Origin of the sequence: Microcoleus sp. Pol12B3, from assembly GCF_036701355.1 — a bacterium.
Lineage (GTDB): Bacteria > Cyanobacteriota > Cyanobacteriia > Cyanobacteriales > Microcoleaceae > Microcoleus.
The window spans coordinates 74570-92405 of the sequence record NZ_JAUBQS010000003.1; the positions used below are offsets into that span (position 1 = coordinate 74570).

At 44.7% G+C, this 17836-nt stretch carries 12 protein-coding genes; 5 read left to right on the forward strand and 7 right to left on the reverse strand.

Annotated elements, in window-relative coordinates; all coding sequences use genetic code 11:
- Positions 1-83 precede the first annotated feature (83 nt).
- Both QUA53_RS02325 and QUA53_RS02330 read left to right on the forward strand, forming a co-directional pair.
- Positions 84-677 carry an ATP-dependent Clp protease proteolytic subunit gene (locus QUA53_RS02325; protein ID WP_333094924.1) on the forward strand — a complete coding sequence of 198 codons (594 nt, stop codon included), beginning with the start codon at positions 84-86 and terminating at the stop codon, positions 675-677.
- Positions 678-807: 130 nt separating this feature from the next.
- A complete protein-coding gene (locus tag QUA53_RS02330) occupies positions 808-1434 on the forward strand; it encodes a J domain-containing protein (protein WP_333094923.1) in 627 nt (208 codons plus the stop codon).
- On the opposite strand, the gene QUA53_RS02335 is transcribed toward QUA53_RS02330, so the two are convergent.
- Positions 1428-2366, reverse strand: coding sequence for a serine/threonine-protein kinase (locus tag QUA53_RS02335; RefSeq protein ID WP_333094922.1), 939 nt, complete (start codon positions 2364-2366; stop codon positions 1428-1430). The genes QUA53_RS02330 and QUA53_RS02335 overlap by 7 nt on opposite strands.
- A 473-nt stretch (positions 2367-2839) precedes the next feature.
- Positions 2840-3571 (reverse strand): DUF7873 family protein, encoded by a 732-nt coding sequence (locus QUA53_RS02340; RefSeq protein WP_015176549.1) that lies wholly within the window; start codon positions 3569-3571, stop codon positions 2840-2842.
- 473 nt (positions 3572-4044) lie between these two features.
- Between QUA53_RS02340 and QUA53_RS02345 the strand changes: the two genes are divergently transcribed.
- Positions 4045-4299 carry a hypothetical protein gene (locus QUA53_RS02345; protein ID WP_333094921.1) on the forward strand — a complete coding sequence of 85 codons (255 nt, stop codon included), beginning with the start codon at positions 4045-4047 and terminating at the stop codon, positions 4297-4299.
- Between the two features lie 3 nt (positions 4300-4302).
- Here the strand turns inward: QUA53_RS02345 and QUA53_RS02350 are convergent, their stop codons facing one another.
- Positions 4303-5196 carry an EI24 domain-containing protein gene (locus QUA53_RS02350; protein WP_333094920.1) on the reverse strand — a complete coding sequence of 298 codons (894 nt, stop codon included), beginning with the start codon at positions 5194-5196 and terminating at the stop codon, positions 4303-4305.
- An 89-nt stretch (positions 5197-5285) separates the two neighbouring features.
- Here QUA53_RS02350 and QUA53_RS02355 point away from each other — a divergent pair, with 89 nt between their 5' ends.
- Entirely contained in the window at positions 5286-6077 is a 792-nt protein-coding gene (locus tag QUA53_RS02355; RefSeq protein WP_333094918.1) for a 2-phosphosulfolactate phosphatase family protein, read from the forward strand.
- A 133-nt stretch (positions 6078-6210) separates the two neighbouring features.
- Here the strand turns inward: QUA53_RS02355 and QUA53_RS02360 are convergent, their stop codons facing one another.
- Positions 6211-7596 (reverse strand): lipid-A-disaccharide synthase-related protein, encoded by a 1386-nt coding sequence (locus tag QUA53_RS02360; protein WP_333094917.1) that lies wholly within the window; start codon positions 7594-7596, stop codon positions 6211-6213.
- Between the two features lie 163 nt (positions 7597-7759).
- On the opposite strand from QUA53_RS02360, the gene QUA53_RS02365 reads away from it, so the two are divergent.
- The gene (locus tag QUA53_RS02365) at positions 7760-8323 is read left to right on the forward strand and encodes a Uma2 family endonuclease (protein ID WP_333094916.1); all 564 of its coding nucleotides are present in this window, start codon (positions 7760-7762) and stop codon (positions 8321-8323) included.
- Between the two features lie 63 nt (positions 8324-8386).
- On the opposite strand, the gene QUA53_RS02370 is transcribed toward QUA53_RS02365, so the two are convergent.
- The 3 genes from QUA53_RS02370 to QUA53_RS02380 all read right to left on the reverse strand — a co-directional run bounded on the left by QUA53_RS02370 (position 8387) and on the right by QUA53_RS02380 (position 17776).
- On the reverse strand, positions 8387-13582 hold the full coding sequence (locus QUA53_RS02370; protein WP_333094915.1) for a PAS domain S-box protein: 5196 nt from the start codon (positions 13580-13582) through the stop codon (positions 8387-8389).
- Between the two features lie 398 nt (positions 13583-13980).
- Positions 13981-15273: an ATP-binding protein gene (locus tag QUA53_RS02375; protein WP_333094914.1), complete on the reverse strand. Its 1293-nt coding sequence runs from the start codon at positions 15271-15273 to the stop codon at positions 13981-13983.
- A gap of 184 nt (positions 15274-15457) precedes the next feature.
- Positions 15458-17776: a tetratricopeptide repeat protein gene (locus QUA53_RS02380; RefSeq protein ID WP_333094913.1), complete on the reverse strand. Its 2319-nt coding sequence runs from the start codon at positions 17774-17776 to the stop codon at positions 15458-15460.
- Positions 17777-17836: the final 60 nt, after the last annotated feature.

The following is a 17836-nucleotide window of genomic DNA, read 5'->3' on the forward strand; positions in this document are numbered from 1 at the left end:
CCTGAAATAACAAGTAAAAAATAACTAATAAACCCTAACCAATTGCCCGCTCACCAATTACCAACTAAACGGAGTTCCGAATTATGCCTATAGGTGTGCCAAAAGTTCCCTACAAAATGCCGGGTGGTTATGATACTCAGTGGATTAATATCTACGATCGCCTCTACCGGGAACGAATTATTTTCTTGGGCAGGGACGTTGACGATGAAATTGCCAATCAAATCATCGCTGTGATGCTCTATCTTGATTCGGAAGATTCAGGTAAGGATATTATTTTGTACATCAATTCCCCAGGCGGAATGGTGTCGGCCGGCATGGCTATTTTTGATACCATGCAGCACATTAAATCGGACGTGGTGACGATTTGTGTGGGCTTGGCTGCTTCGATGGGTTCTTTCCTGTTAGCTGCCGGTGCGAAGGGGAAACGGTTAGCTTTGCCTCACTCGCGAATCATGATTCACCAGCCTTCTGGGGGCACGCGGGGACAAGCAACGGATATTCAGATTGAGGCGAAAGAGATTCTGCGGCTGCGCCACGAACTCAATAATATCTACGCTAAAAATACTGGCCAGCCGATCTCGAAAATCGAGAAGGACATGGATCGCGACTATTTCATGTCCGCTGAGGAAGCCAGAGAATACGGCTTGATTGACAGAGTGATCGAAGAGCGTCCGTAAGTTGTTTGTTCGCTTCAGTAGTACGGGCAACCCTCGCACTACAACCTAGTTCGCAGTAAATTTTGGCAGAATCTTTACATTTAAGGATTCTGCCATATTTAATGGAATTATCAACGCTCATTCATGCTAAATGGATATTGCAGATTATTACCGACAGTTAGGACTGAGGTCTGGCGCGAGTTTATCGCAAGTTAAGGCCTCTTATCGGCAGTTAGCCAGACAGTATCACCCCGATGTGAATCCGGGAAACGAACAGGCTAAGAATAAGTTTATTGCTATTACTGAGGCTTATAAGTTCCTGGTGAAGGTTGCCCCCCACCATGTTGCGGAGTCGAAAGTTGCCAATTCAACTGTGCCGCCTACTTGGACACCGCCGGATCGGGGGGGGAAAGCTCAACCGCAGGCAGTTAAAGTGACTCGAAAAGAGGCTGCGGTTCAATCTAATGCGGATTTGTCGGCTGCGGAAGAAAAGTTAAAGCAAGATGCTTATGTTGAATTGCAGCAGTTGCTGAAATATCAGAGGTTCCCGCGGGCGATCGCCTTGATTGAGGGTTTGGCCCAGCGGGTTCCCGAAGATTTGGAGGTGCGTCAGTGGCAGGCGATCGCCTATCAGCGCTGGGGACGGCATTTGATCGGAGAAAAGCAGGTGGATAAGGCGAGAATTTATTTGAAAAAGGCTGTGAAAACTGACCCCCACAATCGGGCTTTGTGGGCAGAAGTTGAGCGGGATTTTCGCCTGCTGGAACAGATTTATTGAAGCGATGTTGTGTCCCCCTTTTCCAGGGGGTCTCCCTCATAAATTTTTAATTTTTCTAATTTTTCTAAAATAACTTGGGTATTTTCAGGTCGATTTTCTGGTAGCGGTTCGATCAATTCGTCGATCGAGTCTAGGAGTAACTGGTCAATATCTACAGCCTGGTTCCTCCAATTAATTTTACCAGTTTTTTCATTAACGGGAAAGTGACTTGGCTCTATGCCTGTTAATAAATGTACAAAAGTACGCCCTAGGGCAAAAAAGTCCGATCGCACGCCTGCTTTACCTAGAATTTGTTCCGGTGCGGCGTATCCAGCAGAACCTATGGGTGCGGTATCTATATCTGCTTCTGTGGCGGCGCCGAAGTCAATTAATCTCAATTTCCCATTGGCTTCAACCATCAGGTTGGATGGCTTAATATCCCGATGTACTACACGATACTTGTGGATTTCCTGCAAAATATGAAGCATTTGTTGCAGCCAATCTAAAGCGAGATTTTGAGAAACGTACTGTTTTTTAGTTAAGAAGTCTGCCAAGTTTTCTCCGCTAATTTTTTCCATCACCAAACAAGACAATTTCTGGAAGTTATGGGGTAGTTTAATTGGGAAATAACCGTCAGGTTCGACTTGGGGAACTGAGCCCTTTCCGGCCAGCCAAATCAAAACTCGCGCTTCTTGCTTGAACAACCGAACTAAATCGGGATTGTGGGTGTGTTTCAAGACTTTTAAAATTTTGACAGTTCCCCATTCGTTTTCCCCGGTTCCCAAATCTTCAACTTCAAAGATGTCTGTGGGGCGTGCGGGATTGGGCGATCGCACTGGTTTAAGGATGCGATAGCGATCGCCAATTAACAAATCTGTGCCGCAAGCCTGACATTTTTGAGCAGCAGCAGGATTTTCGCGTTGTTCGCAGTGAGGATTGATGCAATAAATCATCTGTCTTGATACGTCCAGGACTGACGGATTTAACGAATTGAATCAATTATTAGCATAAAACCCAGCAGTTCTGACCTTACTGCTGGGTTTATATTTACCGCCCATTTGGGCACGCTATCACATTTAAGTCAAGGATTTAAGATTAATAGCATCGCGCTCTACCGATTGAGCTACCCCCCTGCGTTTGGTAGAGGGGGCTGGATATGAGCCAGCAACCTCGATGATGTGATTTTCCTGACATTCGTTTTAGCGATCGGCGGTGAATGCTGAGTTTAGAGTAATAGCTTGCTGTTGAATTTGTACGCAATGCTGCCTCTGCCAATTGGGCTACCCCCCTATTTTGGGCCCTATTTTGGGTAGGAGGGACAGGAGTCGAACCTGCACTATCACATTTGTACGGTTTAAGTTGAAGTTTGAGTTTTAACTTGTACTCTGTTTATATCTTAAACCATAACTATCAAAAAAGCAAGCAATCAGCGAAAAATAAACTGAAAAATTCGCTCTCCCACTCTCTGTTCCTCAACTTCAGAATTGTTAGCTTCTTCGCGGGCGAACATAACAGCTTGCTGCAATATTTCCACCCTTTGCAGCAACTCATTTATCCGCCGTGCTGGTAAAGCTCCAGAAAACTTGACAGTCCGCCAATAGCCGATCGTAATATCTTCGTAATAAACATCGACTTGAGCCGGATGGTGTTCGGTAGCTTCAGCTTTAACGTGATTGCGCGGAGTTTTAAAAGTCTTGAGAGTTTGCACCGGTTCTGTGGCCCAGCAATCTGCCGAAGCATCGAAGTTCCACGTCTCGGAAGCATCTAAGACGGGAAGTTTTTTGATAAATGCTTGCAAATCTGCTAACTGCTTTTCAAGGAATAGCAAATAGCTGACGGGAACTTGGCTCAAAAGCACGTTTCCGTCTACAGTTACGTCCGCGCGGGCGCTACAGTTTGTCCAATCTTTGGTTGCGGTTACGTCGAAGAGTTTGGTCAAAACTTCAGTCGTTTTGCGGATAATCTCTTCTGCTTTGACTTCAACTTTTTTGGACTCGGGCGGCAGTTGTTCGCCTTCTTCGTCTTTGGGACGGTAAGTGCGGGAGATTCCAGAAAGCACAGCGGGCTTCTGGAGAGCTTTTTGAGCTTCTGCCAGTTCTTGAACCGAGCGGCTTTTGATACCTTTTTCGATCGCAATAATCTGATTTAAGCGTGCCATTGTTCGATTTTATTAACGCTGAACTCACATCAAGTCCGGTTGATTTTGATAATCAAATTGTTTGTCCTGTGGCTTTTTGGGCTTTGAGGACTTCAGTCCTCAGTACAAACCTCAGGATCGTTCTTTAACCAGACTTGTTCACTTTGTAGTATTGCATAATTCAATATAAATTACAACCTTTTTTTGTAGGCGCGGTGCCAATAGAACCCGCCGCTATCCGTGCCCAGCAATTGATATCTCAAAAAATCGGCAAAATCTCTAGTAGTCTGTCAAAGTGTAGCAAATATAACTCTTTGTCAGCGCTCTAACTACCTCTGGAGATAGATGCGGGAATCCCTCGCAGGTCGCCTTGTCACATTGAGAAATATTTCTTAACATATAGATAACAAAGGGAATCCGAGGAGACACCAAAAATCCTTAAGCCCTTGGGGTGCCCCGGTTAATCAGACTTTTCGCAAACAAGGGCTAAATCAATGAACAAGCAGCAAAACTCCGAAGTTTCAGCATTTTTGCCCATGCTCCAAAAAGGCATTTGGCTGTTTGGGATTCTCTCTTGGATATTCGGGCTGACAGATAGAACTATTGCACTATTATCTGACGGATATTTGTCGGCGATCGATATTGTCCAGCTATTTACAGCATCCTTTTTCTTCATTAGCTGGCTGTTGTTAAGCCCGTTTTTGGGTTTTAACTCCCAGAGTCGGCCGAAGGAAGAAGCATCTTCCTAGTTTTTAATTGGTAATGTTAGTTTCTCGATCGCTCTTTGTTTCTTGTGGGGCAAAGCGGGCCGGCCAAATGCGATCGCAAAAAAACAAAGTTCCCGCCGTCACGCACAGCGGAATCGCCAACAGATTCAACAGGGGAATACTCACCAAACCCAAACAAACCAAACCAAAACTCCCGCTGGCCGGCAAACTCGCCCAAATTATCTCCAACTTCTCCTGAAAAGGTCGCCTCCGCCTCTCCAAAGGTGCATCTAGAAAGTCCAAACAGACAATAGTCGCGCCCAAAGCTACGCCACCCAAACTGCTAATAATAGATCCGACGCCCGGGATAAAATTCAGCAGCAGCAGCGGTATGCCGGCGCTCAACAAAATTTGTAGTTTTCGCAGTTCAAAAGAGATCGCCCTTTGAATATCTCGAAAATTACTCGCCAAATTCATTGGTGCTTCTGCGGGCAATTGACCGTTCCGCAGCAGTTCCAATTGTTCGGAAAGTTTGCCGTACCAGGGCGAACCTAAAATTACGCCAAACTGCACTAACAAAAATCCGATGATCAGCAAAAGTCCTGACACTAGGAGTACCCGCAGCAGCCATCCGAAAGCGACTGTTAAGGCGCCGAGAAAACTCAGCCAAGCTGGCCAACTCGCAATTAAAGCATTAAATCGGACGGACAAATCGGCAACTAAAACGTCTATCCCTGCCAAACTGGGAAATAGTAAGCTTAAATAAAGACCGATACCAATTATAAAATTTAGGGCCACGGGAACTAATACATAAGTCCACAGCTTGGGAGTTTGCAAAATTAGCGTGAAAGCTCGCAGAGGATAGGTAAAACCTGCGAGGAGTCCAATTGGTGCGGTAATGGCGGCGCGGGCGGGGTTTGAATTTAGCTGTTTTGACATATTTTCTGCTTTTGAGGACTCGACTCTATTTTCTATCATCCACTTTCCATTATTATTGCTGATGAGGATTTATCGCAGGTAGCCCAAAAGTGAAGCTTTTTATTTACCATACCCCAGAACTTACGCCAGCCGACAAAATGCCGGCTTGCGCGATCGCAGTTGATGTGCTGCGGGCGACTACGACAATGGCAACGGCCCTGAATAATGGGGCGGAAGCTGTCCAAGTTTTCAGCGACTTAGATAAGCTAATGGCCGAGAGCGAAAAATGGCCTGCAGATAAGCGGATTCGCGCCGGAGAGCGAGGCGGCGGCAAAGTTGACGGATTTGATATGGGGAATTCCCCCTTCGACTGCACGCCAGAAAAGGTGGCTGGGAAGCGAATTTTTATCAGCACAACTAACGGTACTCGGGCTCTGCAGCGAGTGCAAGCTGCTGCAACTGTGTTAACGGCGGCTTTGATAAACCGCAAATCGGTGGTGCAGTTTTTGTTAAATAAACAGCCGGAAACTATTTGGATTGTGGGTTCTGGTTGGGAAGGGAGTTATTCGTTGGAAGATACGGTTTGTGCTGGTGCGATCGCCCAAAGTCTGCTAGCAGAAAGCGGTATTCCTGCGAGCGATTTTGCTGGTAATGATGAAGTATTTGGGGCTATTGCTCTTTATTTGCACTGGCAAGATCGGTTGCATGAATTGTTGGAAAAGGCAAGTCACGGCCAGCGCCTTCTCGGTTTAGGTGTTATTGAAGATTTAAAATATTGCGCGCAAACGGATACTTTAGATGTGCTGCCTGTGCAGCGAGAACCGGGAGTTTTGGTTAAGTCGGATTTTAAAATTCCTCAAGCTAATTTCTGGGTTCCATCATCAGAAAAAACGGCGACTTGAAATTTTCTGCGAATGCAGTATTAGTAAGGTGCGCCTAGGCGCACCTACGAAAATTAGTAGGTAGTTAGTGAACAATATTTTTAAATCAAGTAGAATTAAACATACTTGGTAGGGACAAAACAACGTTTTGTCCCTAGTCTATTGCAGCCAATTGAGAATTGCTGGATTCACCGCCGAAGCGCTGAATTAAACACTCGGCAATTCTGGCTGCTGCACCGGGTTCTCCCATGCGCCGCAAGCCATTTTCAGCGATTAGCTGCAACCTGTCAGGGTCGCGGAGCAAAGACTGGACGGTGCCTGCAACTTCAGCAGGATGTTTGACTAAAATTAATGACGGGCCTAACAGGCGACTTTGAGCTTCTGCAAAAGCTGGAGTAAATTGCGGGCCGTTTCCGGGAATGGCGATCGCCGGTTTTCCTAAACCTACAAATTGTTCTGTAGCAGTTCCGGCCATTGCTATTGCTAAATCCGCTTCGTACAAACAATCGTTAAAACTTTGCTGAGTCAAAATCATCGTGGCGTTTCTCTGCACAAATGTCAAGGGCAATAGCAAATTAGGAGATTCTTTCCGAATTTCTTGACCGCTAGAAATAGGAGGTCGCAAAATACTTCCTTCTCGCCGCTGCGTTCTAGTTTCCCCGTCTTGTCGCCAGCCGAAAAATTCTAAACTAGGTCGCAAAGCTTCTAAGTTTAACTCTGGAGAAATGGCTCCGAAAAATAACAATTGGCGATCGGCAAACAGCGACAAAATTCCGGCTACAGCCTCTACTATTAGCAGCCAATTAGCGTAGGCTTCCGGCGCTCTAGAACCGGGGAGTAAGGTGATGACTAGCGATCGCGACATTTCCCGAAACTCTGCGTCAGGGCCGTAAAAACCGGCGGGGTTTTCCGGTTCGAGTCCGTCCATCATCGGATTTCCGAGATTGTAAGCGGGAATTCCCAGCTTTTGTAAAGTCTCGGCAGTCAGCGCGTCCCTGGCAAAAACGGCCCGACAGCGCGATCGAGTCATCAACCAGCGCTCCCAAGGCAAATAAACCGATCGCGGGCAACCCCACCAGCCCAAGACTCGGGATTTGCGAGCCAGAGGCCCGTTCTCGTCGCGCAAATAATACTCTGACTTGGCAGTACCGACAAACGCATAGGGCGCGCCGCTGACCCAAGCAAACAGCAGCGGTACAATATCCCCGCAGGCTAAAATAAAGCCGTCTTGATTCCCAGACTGTTGTTGCGATCGCGCCCAAGCGCGGATGGCTTTAAACTGAGCGATAGTCAACTGAAGCAGGCCGCCTTTGACATCGCGCAAAAATTCTCTCCCGTCCATGTAAATAAAGCCGCCCGAAGGCATCCGCTGCACCGGGCCGATGATGCGGGCGTTTTCTAGTTGAGCGAAAGCTTGCCCTTCACCCACTAGCGGAAACACGGCTAATTCTGGCGGATGCGGGTGCTGTTGCAGTTCCTGCAAGATGCGAAGGGCGATCGCGTCTTCTCCGTGGCCGTTACTGAGGCAAAGTAATTTCAATCCCAACTCTCTCAAAAACTGTCTCTGAATATATAGAAGCAAGATTAGCCGCAGGATGCAAGGTGGTATAGCCGAAGGAAGAAGTAAGTGGAGCGCCGATCGCACGAGTCCGGGACTTTTGGGTAAAATAGCAGATGAAACTCTATTTTATAGGTAAAATCGGATGGTAAAAACCCTGCGAAAATCTTTGACACTCCAAGAGTTTCTGAAGTTGCCAGAAACCACACCAGCCAGCGAGTACATTGACGGTGCAATCATTCAAAAACCGATGCCTCAAGGAGAACATAGTGTCATTCAAGGCGAGTTGACAAGTGCTGCTAATGCTACTCTCAAACCTCAAAAGGTGGCGCGAGTATTTCCAGAACTACGGTGCATTTTTGGCGGTCGAGCGATCGTTCCAGACGTAACTGTATTCACTTGGGAGCGCATTCCCCGTAAAGAAAATGGCGGTATGGCAAATGTGTTTGCGATCGCCCCGGATTGGACAATTGAAATCCTCTCCCCCGACCAAAACCAAACTAAAGTTACTAAAAATATTTTACATTGTCTCAAACACGGAACTCAAATGGGTTGGTTAATCGATCCAGATGAGCAATCGGTTTTTGTATATCTGCCGACTCAATCAACGGAGGTGTTCGACGAACCGGAACAGTTATTGCCCGTGCCATCTTTTGCCAGGGAATTGCAACTGACAGTAGGAGAATTATTTGGTTGGCTATTAGAGTGATATCATGTCCGGTCGCTCGATCGGACATGATATCACTACTGACCACTGACCACTGACTACGGACTACTTCCCCTCGATATATTGCTTTAAAGTATTCCGAATTTGTTTGAGCTGAAATCCCTTAGCAAGTTGGCGCAGCTTCGAGATAAACGGTACTAATTTAGGTTCTAAACTCTCCAGCTTAGCACTCTCCTCAAAAATTTCTTCAATGTCGCCCATAGCAGCGAGTTTCAAAATTTTTGCTACCGACTCAGAAACCGCAGGTAACAGAGAAGAATAAGCAGGAAAATCCGATGCGGGTGACAAACAGGGAGTTTTGCGCTTTTTGTTTTCCGAAGTTTCCCCGTAAATCCATTCTAGATCCAAATGCACGCGCAACTGTGCCAAAAAGTGATTTGCTTCGATCGGCTTGGGAAGAAAATCATCGCACCCTGCAAGGAGTCTCTCTTGCTGCGCCGCATCGAAAACGCTAGCTGACATAGCGATTAACACGATATTTTTTACTTCCGGTAACTCCCGCAATCTCCTAACAGTTTCTAAGCCATCCATTACAGGCATCCCCAAGTCAATAAAAATCACATCCGGTTGAAATTCAACTGATTTGTACAGGGATTCTTGACGGTTTTGTGCTTCTGCAACTTCAAATCCCAAACGCCTCAGCAACCTGCACAACAAATCGCGATTTAGTTGATTTTCATCCAGGATTAGCACTTTCCGCTTGTTGCCAACAAAACCAACAACCCAGCGTTTTTTCCGCAAAGGAGATACCTCTAAGTACCGTTGGACTGCGGGCACTTCTAAATCCAGCCAGAAAGTGCTGCCTTTTCCCAAAGTGCTGTTTACTCCAATTTGGGTGCCCATCATTTTTGCTAATTTCTGGCTGATCGAGAGTCCGAGACCCGTACCTTCAACAAATGTATTGCCTCCTACTTGGTGGAATGGCAAAAATATTTCTTCTAACTTGCTTTGGTCTATTCCTGTGCCAGTATCCTCGACTTGAAAGCGGATTTTTAAAGTGTGTTGGGCTGGGTTCGCATTTTGGGCGAAGCGCAGATAATTTTCTTTCAGTTCCGAACTCAAAATCGATAATTCATAATTTTCGTTTTGCCCTCGACTCCAGGCCTGTGTGCCTACATAGCCGACTTTAAAAGTCACACCTCCGCTGTTAGTAAACTTAACAGCATTGCTGAGTAAATTTATGAGAATTTGGCGCAATCTTTTTGGATCTACACAAACGCAGCTAGGTAGGGGAGATACTTGTTCGTAATTGAATAAAATTTCTTTTTGCGAGGCCCGCATCTGAAAGAGATCGGCAATGTTTTTTGTGAAATTTAGAAAATTCAACTCTTCTGGGTAGAGTTCCATTTTTCTAGCTTCGATTTTGGAAAGGTCTAAAACATCGTCGATTAGCATCAGCAGGTGTTGACCGCACTGTTGAATATTGCTGAGACTTTCTTGCTGATCTGAGTTTAAGTCTTTGTCGGTTTTCAAGATTTGAGCGTAACCTAAAACGCCGTTTAAAGGCGTCCGCAATTCGTGGCTCATGTTGGCGAGAAATTCGCTTTTAGCGCGGTTGGCGCTTTCTGCGACTTCTTTGGCTTGTTGGAGGGCAGATTCTGCAAGTTTGCGATCGGCAATTTCGGTTTGTGCTTGTTGAAATAGCGTCGATTGCTGGATCGCGATCGCCAATTGCACGCACAATTGCCGGAGGGATTCTATTTCTGAGGAATCCCAGGGACGGGGGCCCCTGCAATCCTGGGCGATTAGCAGTCCCCAGAGCTGATTTTTTGCGGTCAGTTCGGTCTGGGAAATGCTTTCTCGTGCTTTTAAAATCGGCACTATTAAGTTAGCTTTTACTTCCAATCCTTCGAGAAACTTTATGTGGCATTCCGTCAAATTTTCTTGGTAAATATTTTCCATAGATCTAATACCGCCTTGCTGATAAATATCAACAAATTTCTCTTTAAAACAGCCATCAAGATTGTTGAAATTTCGCAGCGAAATTCTATCTTTTGCCACTGATTCCACAACGACAAAGCCACTCCAGTCCGGATTAAAACGGTAAATAACTGTGCGGTCTGTTTGCAAAAAGTGCCGCACTTCTTCGACAGCAGTGCTGAGGACTTCTTCTAAATTGAGAGAGGAGCGAATGCGATCGAGCATGGCAACTACCAGCCGTTCTCGCCTTAATTGCTGCTGCAGGGCCATCTCGGCTTGTTTGCGTTCGGTGATATCGGTAATTACTCCCACTAACCCGATTAAATTACCAGTTTCATCTTTAATGCCGTCGGCGCGAAATAAAGTTGTTACCAGTGCGTTGTTTTTAGTGTTAATTTTGAGTTCGCCTTGCCAAGATTTGCCTTTACGGATAGTTTTAAACATTTCTAACAGCACTTTAGTTTGGGGGTAAATTGCTGTTAATCCGCCTGCTGTGTTTAGTTCTTCTGCTGTGTAGCCGTACTGTTGAATAAAGGCTTGATTGTGGTAGAACGATCGCCCTGTCAAGTCAGCAATGCCGATCGCATCGCTGGTGCTTTCCACTGCTTGAGTAACTCGCAGCAAATCTAATTCTGCTTGTTTGCGATCGCTAATATCAGTAATAGTGCCGATATAGCCTTTAATCTCCTGCTTGTCTCCGATTTCTGCAATTGCCTGACCTATCACCCAGATTATCCGACCATCTGGATGCTGAAAGCGGTATTCAGATTTAAAAGGTCTTTTCTCAATAGTTGCGCGATGCCATTCATTTTTTACCCGCTCGACATCATCAGAATGTATGGCATTCATCCAGCCAATTTCTGCTGCTAATTCTGCCTTTAATCCCGTAATTTCACTCCACCGTTTATTCACATAAAGGCAATTTCCCAAGGTATCCGTATGGAAGATGCAAACTGGCGATGCTTCTGCTAAAGTCTGGTAACGACGCTGGCTCAATCGCAGGGCTGATTCTACCTGTTTTCTATTAGTTATATCGCGGACTATAGAAATAATTTCGCCACCGACAAGCATTGTCAGCGACAATTCTTGAGGGAACTTACTACCGTCCTGGCGCTGACCGATAGCTTCTATATTGCAGTACCCTTTTTGCAAGAGCATCGGCATTATTTGTAGTTCAAAAAATATATTTTCTGCTTTGCTGTAGAGCATTTTCCATTTCTTCCCATACAGTTCGCTAGGGCTGGTCAAACCGTACATTTTCAGATAAGCGTCGTTGGAATAAATACATTCTTTATTATTATTAAAAATGGCGATACCGTCATAAGCAGCGGCCATTGCTACTGCTTGTCGCTGGAGTTGGGACTCTGCTTGTTTACGAGAGGTAATATCGTGACCAACTGAGTAGATTAAACCTTCTTCGCTAAATGGCGATGCCGTCCACAGGAAGTATTTGTAAGAACCGTCTTTGCAGATGTAGCGGTTTTCAAAGGAGATACTGGACGTACCCGCGATTAGTTTCGCTCCTTCCGCCGCAGTAGCTTTTCGATCGTCTGGATGAACAAATTCGATCATTTGCTTGGCAAACAATTCAGTAATACTGTAGCCTAAAGCTGTTGACCAAGCTGGATTTAAACGTTTAAAATAGCCGTCAAAACCAACAATACAAAGCAAATCTAATGAGATGGTAAAAAAACGATCGCGCTCTGTTTGTGCCTGCTTTAATTCAGTAATATCCATCACTAAACCGTCCCAGAGAATATCGCCTTCGCTGCTAGATTTGCTCTCATTAGTGAGCCTTTCTGGTCTCGCAGCTCCTTGCAGCCACTTAACTTTTCCAGATGGTAAAGTCTGCCGCCACTGCTGCTGCCAAGGTTCCAGCTTAGTGGCTGAAATTGCGATCGATGCTTTTAAATCTAAGAGATCGTCTGGGTGAATTCCATTGAAAATCAGTTCCGCATTTTCCTCTATTGCTTCTGCCTCTAATTCGTAGAGTTTGCTGCTGCCTGAAGAAATGTAGGGGAAAAACATTTTTCCAGTTGCTGACATTCGTAATTGATAAATTATTCCCGGCAGGTTAGCTACCAATTTTTGAAAGCGAGCTTCGCTTTGCTCCAGGGCTTTTTGTTGCTGTCTGTATTCGGTAAAATCTCTAATTGTACCCACTATTACTTTACTGCCGTCTGCTATTTGGAAGACGCTTTTTTTGGTAGAAATGATGTGTTCTCTCCCGGCAGAGTCGGTAAATTTTTCTTCTGTTTCCAAGCAGACACCCGTTCTCAATACTTCTTCATCTTTTGTCCAAAAAACAGCAGCTTCTGATTGGGGGAAAAAGTCATAATCTGATTTGCCAATCAGTTCTTGTCGCGATTTGCCGACCAACTGACAAAAAGCATCATTTAATATCATCCAGCGGTGTTGCTCGTCTTTGACAAAAATTGGGTCTGGCGTAGCATTTATTGTGTGGTTTAAAAATTCTTCTGACGCTTTCAGTTTTGCTTCGTAGCGGTAGCGATCGCTCACGTCCAACACTACTTCGATCATCCGGTTGATTGACCCGTCCTGGCGGCGGATGCAGCGCAGGGAAACTCGCGTATGAACTATTTCGCCGTCTTTTTTGAGCCACCTTTTGTCTGAGATATAACCGTCGATCGTACCTGCTAACATTTGAGACAATTTTGCAAGATTGGCATCAAAATCCTCTGGATGAGTCAACTCTAGCCAATTGTTCTGCATGAGTTCGTAGCGTTCGTAGCCCAGCAAATTGCACAGGGCATCGTTAACTTCTATCCAATTGCAATTTTGAGGAATTTCGCAGTCAATAATTGGAGCGATGATGGCAATTCCGATCAGGGAATTTTCCACCACCGAACGATATTTTTCTTCGCTGTTTCGCAAAGCATCTTGACTGTTCTGGCGTTCTATGGCGTAACGGAGCGATCGAATTAACAGTTCGCTGTCGATTTTTCTTTTTACCAAATAATCCTGTACGCCGACCGAAATCAACCGCAGGGCAAGTTCTTCGTCGTTTTGGGCGGTCAGAACTACGATCGGCACATTTACCCCGTACTCTTGTACCCGAGCCACCGTCTCGATTCCCACACTATCTGGCAGTGAAAGGTCTAATAAAATTATGTCAAAAGTTTCTTGATTCAATCGCTGCTGCGCTTCGCTGAGGCGCTCTACTTTCGTCAGCACTATACGCTGCGCGCCGCCTATTTCTGACAGCAAATCTTCAATCAGCTCAGCTTCATGAGGGTTGTCTTCTACTAACAGAACTTTAAAGCAGATAGGAGGCAAAGCTAAGTTAAAAACTGCTTTCATAATATTTATTGACTAACGAAATATTAAACTAACTTAAATTTTACCTTTTATTTTAAGGGCTGTCATTCAATTCACTTACACATACATCGAGCGTCAGATTGGGGAGAGTAAGCAAGCGCTACAATAATTATGTTTTAATTAAGATTTTATCACGCACCCACTCTACTGTCAACAGAAAATAATTTTTATTCTAACTGACATTTATACCACTTAAAAAAAATGCAACGGTAGCCCATCTCCCCACCCGGATAGTCACAGTTATTCAATCTTTTCATCTGCCCTATTAAATACTATCAACTTCTAGATTATATCTTTTAGGTTATGATTTCTAACAGAGAAAGTATTATTTAATTTTACCTAGCTTATAGCTTCTACATTTTGCAGAAATTATGTCTCAATTAAGCGATAGTAAAGTAAAAAGTTGAACCTTGCTCCGGTTCCGATTCCACCCAGATACATCCGCCGTGAAGTTCCACAATCTTTTGACAAATTGCTAAACCAATACCTGTCCCCGAATATTCTCTTTGAGTATGCAAGCGCTGGAAAATTTGAAAGATACGTTTTTGATGCTGGGGAGCAATCCCAATTCCATTATCTGAGACAGAAATCAACCAGTTTTCCTCCTGTTTGCAAGCGGTAATATGAACCACAGGCGGTGCATCGTGGCGATATTTAATCGCATTGCTGATTAAATTTTGAAATAGCTGTACGAGTTGAGAAATATCCCCCATTACCGCAGGTAATTCGCTGTATGTGACAACGGCTTTAGTCTCACGGATCGCCCCTTGCAGGTTCGCGAGTGCTTGCTCGACTGCGTGATTGCAATCTATCAGTTCAAAAGGTTTCCGACTCCGGCCAACGCGCGAATATTCGAGTAAATCGTCAATTAAAGTTTGCATTCTGGTGCAGCCCTGAACGATATTGCCGATAAACTTACTACCTTGGCTGTCGAGTTGGTCTTTGTAGCGTTTTTCTAAAAGTTGAGCGTAACTGGCAATGGTTGCTAAAGGCGCTTGCAAGTCATGAGAAGCCACATAAGCAAATTGTTCTAGTTCTGCATTTGAACGTGCTAATTCTTGGTTAGATTTTAATAGAGCAGATTCAGCGCGCTGGCGGTGGGATATCTCTTGTTGGAGTACCAAATTTTGCTCTTGCAGAGCTTTTTCTACAGCGCGCCTGGTGCTGATTTCTTGTTGCAAAATTTGATTTTTCTCCTGAAGCGTTTTTTCTACTGCTAAGCGACTCGTGATTTCTTCTTGCAGCAGCATATTTTGTTCTTTTAGCTGCTTTTGTAAATTCTGTAGGCTGAGGTGACTTTCGATGCGGGCGAGAACTTCTTCAAACTGAAATGGCTTGCTGATATAGTCAACAGCTCCCACAGCAAATGCGTTTACTTTGTCAAATACTTCATCTTTAGCGCTGATAAAAATTACCGGGATTTCGCGAGTTTTTGCTTCTAGTTTCAAGTGCTGACAGACTTCGTAGCCGTTCATTTCCGGCATCATTATGTCGAGCAAAATCAAATCGGGTGGATTAGAATTGCAGGCTCTTAGAGCCATTTTTCCGTTAATCACGCAGCGGGGGGTGTAGCCCCTCTGAGTCAACATCGTAGACAACAGACGCAGGTTTTCTGGTGTATCGTCTACTACTAAAATGTTTCCTAACGGCGTCCCTGGTTGGTGATTGTTCATTAAATTATTTCCCAGTTCCTCTTTTATTCACAAAAAATGTTTGCAGCTATTTTATTTAGGACTTACGGAAAACACCCGGTTTTTAGTAGGAATATTGGGGAAATAAAACGAGGAATCCGCTCAGAAACCGGGTGTTTAGCCGTTTGTGAACAAGCAAGTCCTGTTATTATTCCTTTACCCATCCTCAAATCCCCAGCAGCAGAGTCAAAGCATTATTGTCCCAAGTCAATCCTTTGTCTAAAACGTTAAATCCCGCGACTTTGCACATAGCTTCTAAAGCAGTAGCTGTAGGCAGCCACCAGCACGCCGCAAAGTTGTTCATGTCAAAAACTGCTTTCTCAGTTATCCCTATAAGTTGGTTGTTGTTGATGTATGTCCGCCAATAAGCTGTTAAAATAGCTCGTTCTGCGTCGTCCAAAGCCGGAATAAACATTACTCCAGAAGCGGGAATTTCATAGCGTCCCAAGTCATTTTCTATGACTTCTTGAGTAATAGCTGAAGTGAAAATTAAATGCTCGCGAGTTATCTGACGCAAAGCAACTAAAATCTGCAACGGATGGGGGTGATGGTACAAAACTCCTGCACAGTGAACTACATCGTAAGGCTCGCCAATGTCTGCAAGCTGAATCTGAGTGATATCTTGATTGATACAGTGATAATTAGCAATATTTAAACTTGTCATGCGATCGTGAAAATCTTGCCACCAGTGCATGGATGCCGGCATGGCATCAATCATTGTCAGAGAAACTGCACCGTATTTGCTAGCTACAGATACTTTTTCGCTGACAGTTCCCCACAAGCCACCGACTTCTGCAAAAGTCTTGCCTTTGGCGACTCGGGCAATGTAACGATCGCGAATATCCTTAGCTTCTAACTCTAATAATAGAGTAGATTCCCCTGTTTGACGCTGTTTTTCTAAAATCTCTTCTAATTTTTGGGAGATTTCTGGATCTTTGGGTCTAATTTCTAATGCCATCAAGTACAACATTATGGCTTCGTTACGCCGATCGCTCTCAGCAAACTTTTGGGCGATTTCGCAGTAAAATTCAGGAGGGTGCAGCGGCTGCATTTCGTGGTGATAGTAGCTAGTTGCTAGATCTGAATCTACCGGAGTTCTTTTAATTAGAGCCTTACCTAACTTCATGTAAATTTTCGGTAGAGACGGGTCGATTTTAAGCGCACAAAGGTAGGCAGAAACAGCATCGTTCCATTCGTGACTTTCACTCAAAGCATCGCCTAAATTGTAATAAGACCAAGAAATACGGGGATTAAGTTCAATAGCACGTTGATAAGCGCTAGCTGCGGCTTTCCACTGTTGAGTTTTTAACAGCACTTCTCCTAAATTGTGGTAAGTCCAAGAGAATTCTGGATTGAGTGCGATCGCCCGCCGATAAGCTAGTGTTGCTGGTTCAAACTTTTGAATTTTAACTAAAGTCAAAGCTAAGTTATAATGAGACCAAAATAAATCTGCATTTAGGGCGATCGCCCGTTCGTATGCAGCCTCAGCTTCTGACCACTTTTCTAGTTTAAAAAGAGCATCTCCTAACTTGTGAAAAGCTGCGAAGAAATTCGGGTCTACTTCAGTAGCGCGCTGGTAAGCCGCAGCGGATTCCGACCATTGCTCTAATCGATCGCAAGCTGCACCGATGCTGTAGTAAGACCAAGAATAATCCGGGTTAATTTCAACAGCCGTGCGGTAGGCTATCGCAGCTTCTTGCCATTTTTCTAAATTGAGCAGCACGCTGCCTAAGTTGTAGTATGACAAAAAAGAATTGGGATTTAAATCAATACTTTTTCGGTAGGCAGCCTCCGCTTCGCGCCAGAGATCCTTAGCTTGCAAAACATTTCCTAATTTGTAATGAAGCTCCGAAATATCCGGCTGGAGTTTAATCGCTTTGCGATAGTTAACAATAGCTTCGTCCCACTGTTTCAAGTCGCTAGCAGCTTCTGCTATTTTGCAATAAGCTTCGCAACAACTCGGGTTTAAAAAAATGGTGCGATGGTAACAAACTAGCGCTTTTTCAGGCTTATTTTGGCTCAGCAAAGTATTACCTAAATCGAGATATTCTTCTGCTGTTTCTATCGGTTCCACGATCAGTGCTTGATACCAACAGTCTGCTGCTTCTTCAGCTTGACCGACTTGAGTAAATATCCGGCTTAAATTACGGTAAAATCCTGCAAAGTTTGGTTGCAGGGAGATGGCTTTTTGGTAACAGGCGATCGCCTCTTGCCACTGTTCCAAAGTAGCGCTGAGAGTGCCGAGGTTAGCAAAAGCTTCGGCAAAATCGGGTTGGTGGGCGATCGCAACTTTATACCAATACCTTGCGTCTTCTAGTTTACCCTGAGCTTGCAGCGCTTTCCCCAAGGTCTTGCAACTCTCTGCAGAGTTGGGTTCAGATGCCAAAACTTGTTGGCAAAGTGCGATCGCTCGCTCGAAGTTGCCTGTAGCTAAATAAAGTTCTGCCTGTTGCTGAAAATTCACCTGCGCTGTTTCCGAATTCATTTTTTATTTTCCTTTTGAGTAATGATTCCCTGTAAAATTATATGCTACACTTTGCCAAAG

What these genes read in the sequence shown, in the direction of transcription:
- QUA53_RS02380 (WP_333094913.1), bottom strand. Translation starts at nt 17,776, where the DNA reads ATGAATTCGGAAACAGCGCAGGTGAATTTTCAGCAACAGGCAGAACTT.
- QUA53_RS02325 (WP_333094924.1), top strand. Translation starts at nt 84, where the DNA reads ATGCCTATAGGTGTGCCAAAAGTTCCCTACAAAATGCCGGGTGGTTAT.
- QUA53_RS02375 (WP_333094914.1), bottom strand. Translation starts at nt 15,273, where the DNA reads ATGAACAATCACCAACCAGGGACGCCGTTAGGAAACATTTTAGTAGTA.
- QUA53_RS02370 (WP_333094915.1), bottom strand. Translation starts at nt 13,582, where the DNA reads ATGAAAGCAGTTTTTAACTTAGCTTTGCCTCCTATCTGCTTTAAAGTT.
- QUA53_RS02335 (WP_333094922.1), bottom strand. Translation starts at nt 2,366, where the DNA reads ATGATTTATTGCATCAATCCTCACTGCGAACAACGCGAAAATCCTGCT.
- QUA53_RS02345 (WP_333094921.1), top strand. Translation starts at nt 4,045, where the DNA reads ATGAACAAGCAGCAAAACTCCGAAGTTTCAGCATTTTTGCCCATGCTC.
- QUA53_RS02340 (WP_015176549.1), bottom strand. Translation starts at nt 3,571, where the DNA reads ATGGCACGCTTAAATCAGATTATTGCGATCGAAAAAGGTATCAAAAGC.
- QUA53_RS02330 (WP_333094923.1), top strand. Translation starts at nt 808, where the DNA reads ATGGATATTGCAGATTATTACCGACAGTTAGGACTGAGGTCTGGCGCG.
- QUA53_RS02365 (WP_333094916.1), top strand. Translation starts at nt 7,760, where the DNA reads ATGGTAAAAACCCTGCGAAAATCTTTGACACTCCAAGAGTTTCTGAAG.
- QUA53_RS02350 (WP_333094920.1), bottom strand. Translation starts at nt 5,196, where the DNA reads ATGTCAAAACAGCTAAATTCAAACCCCGCCCGCGCCGCCATTACCGCA.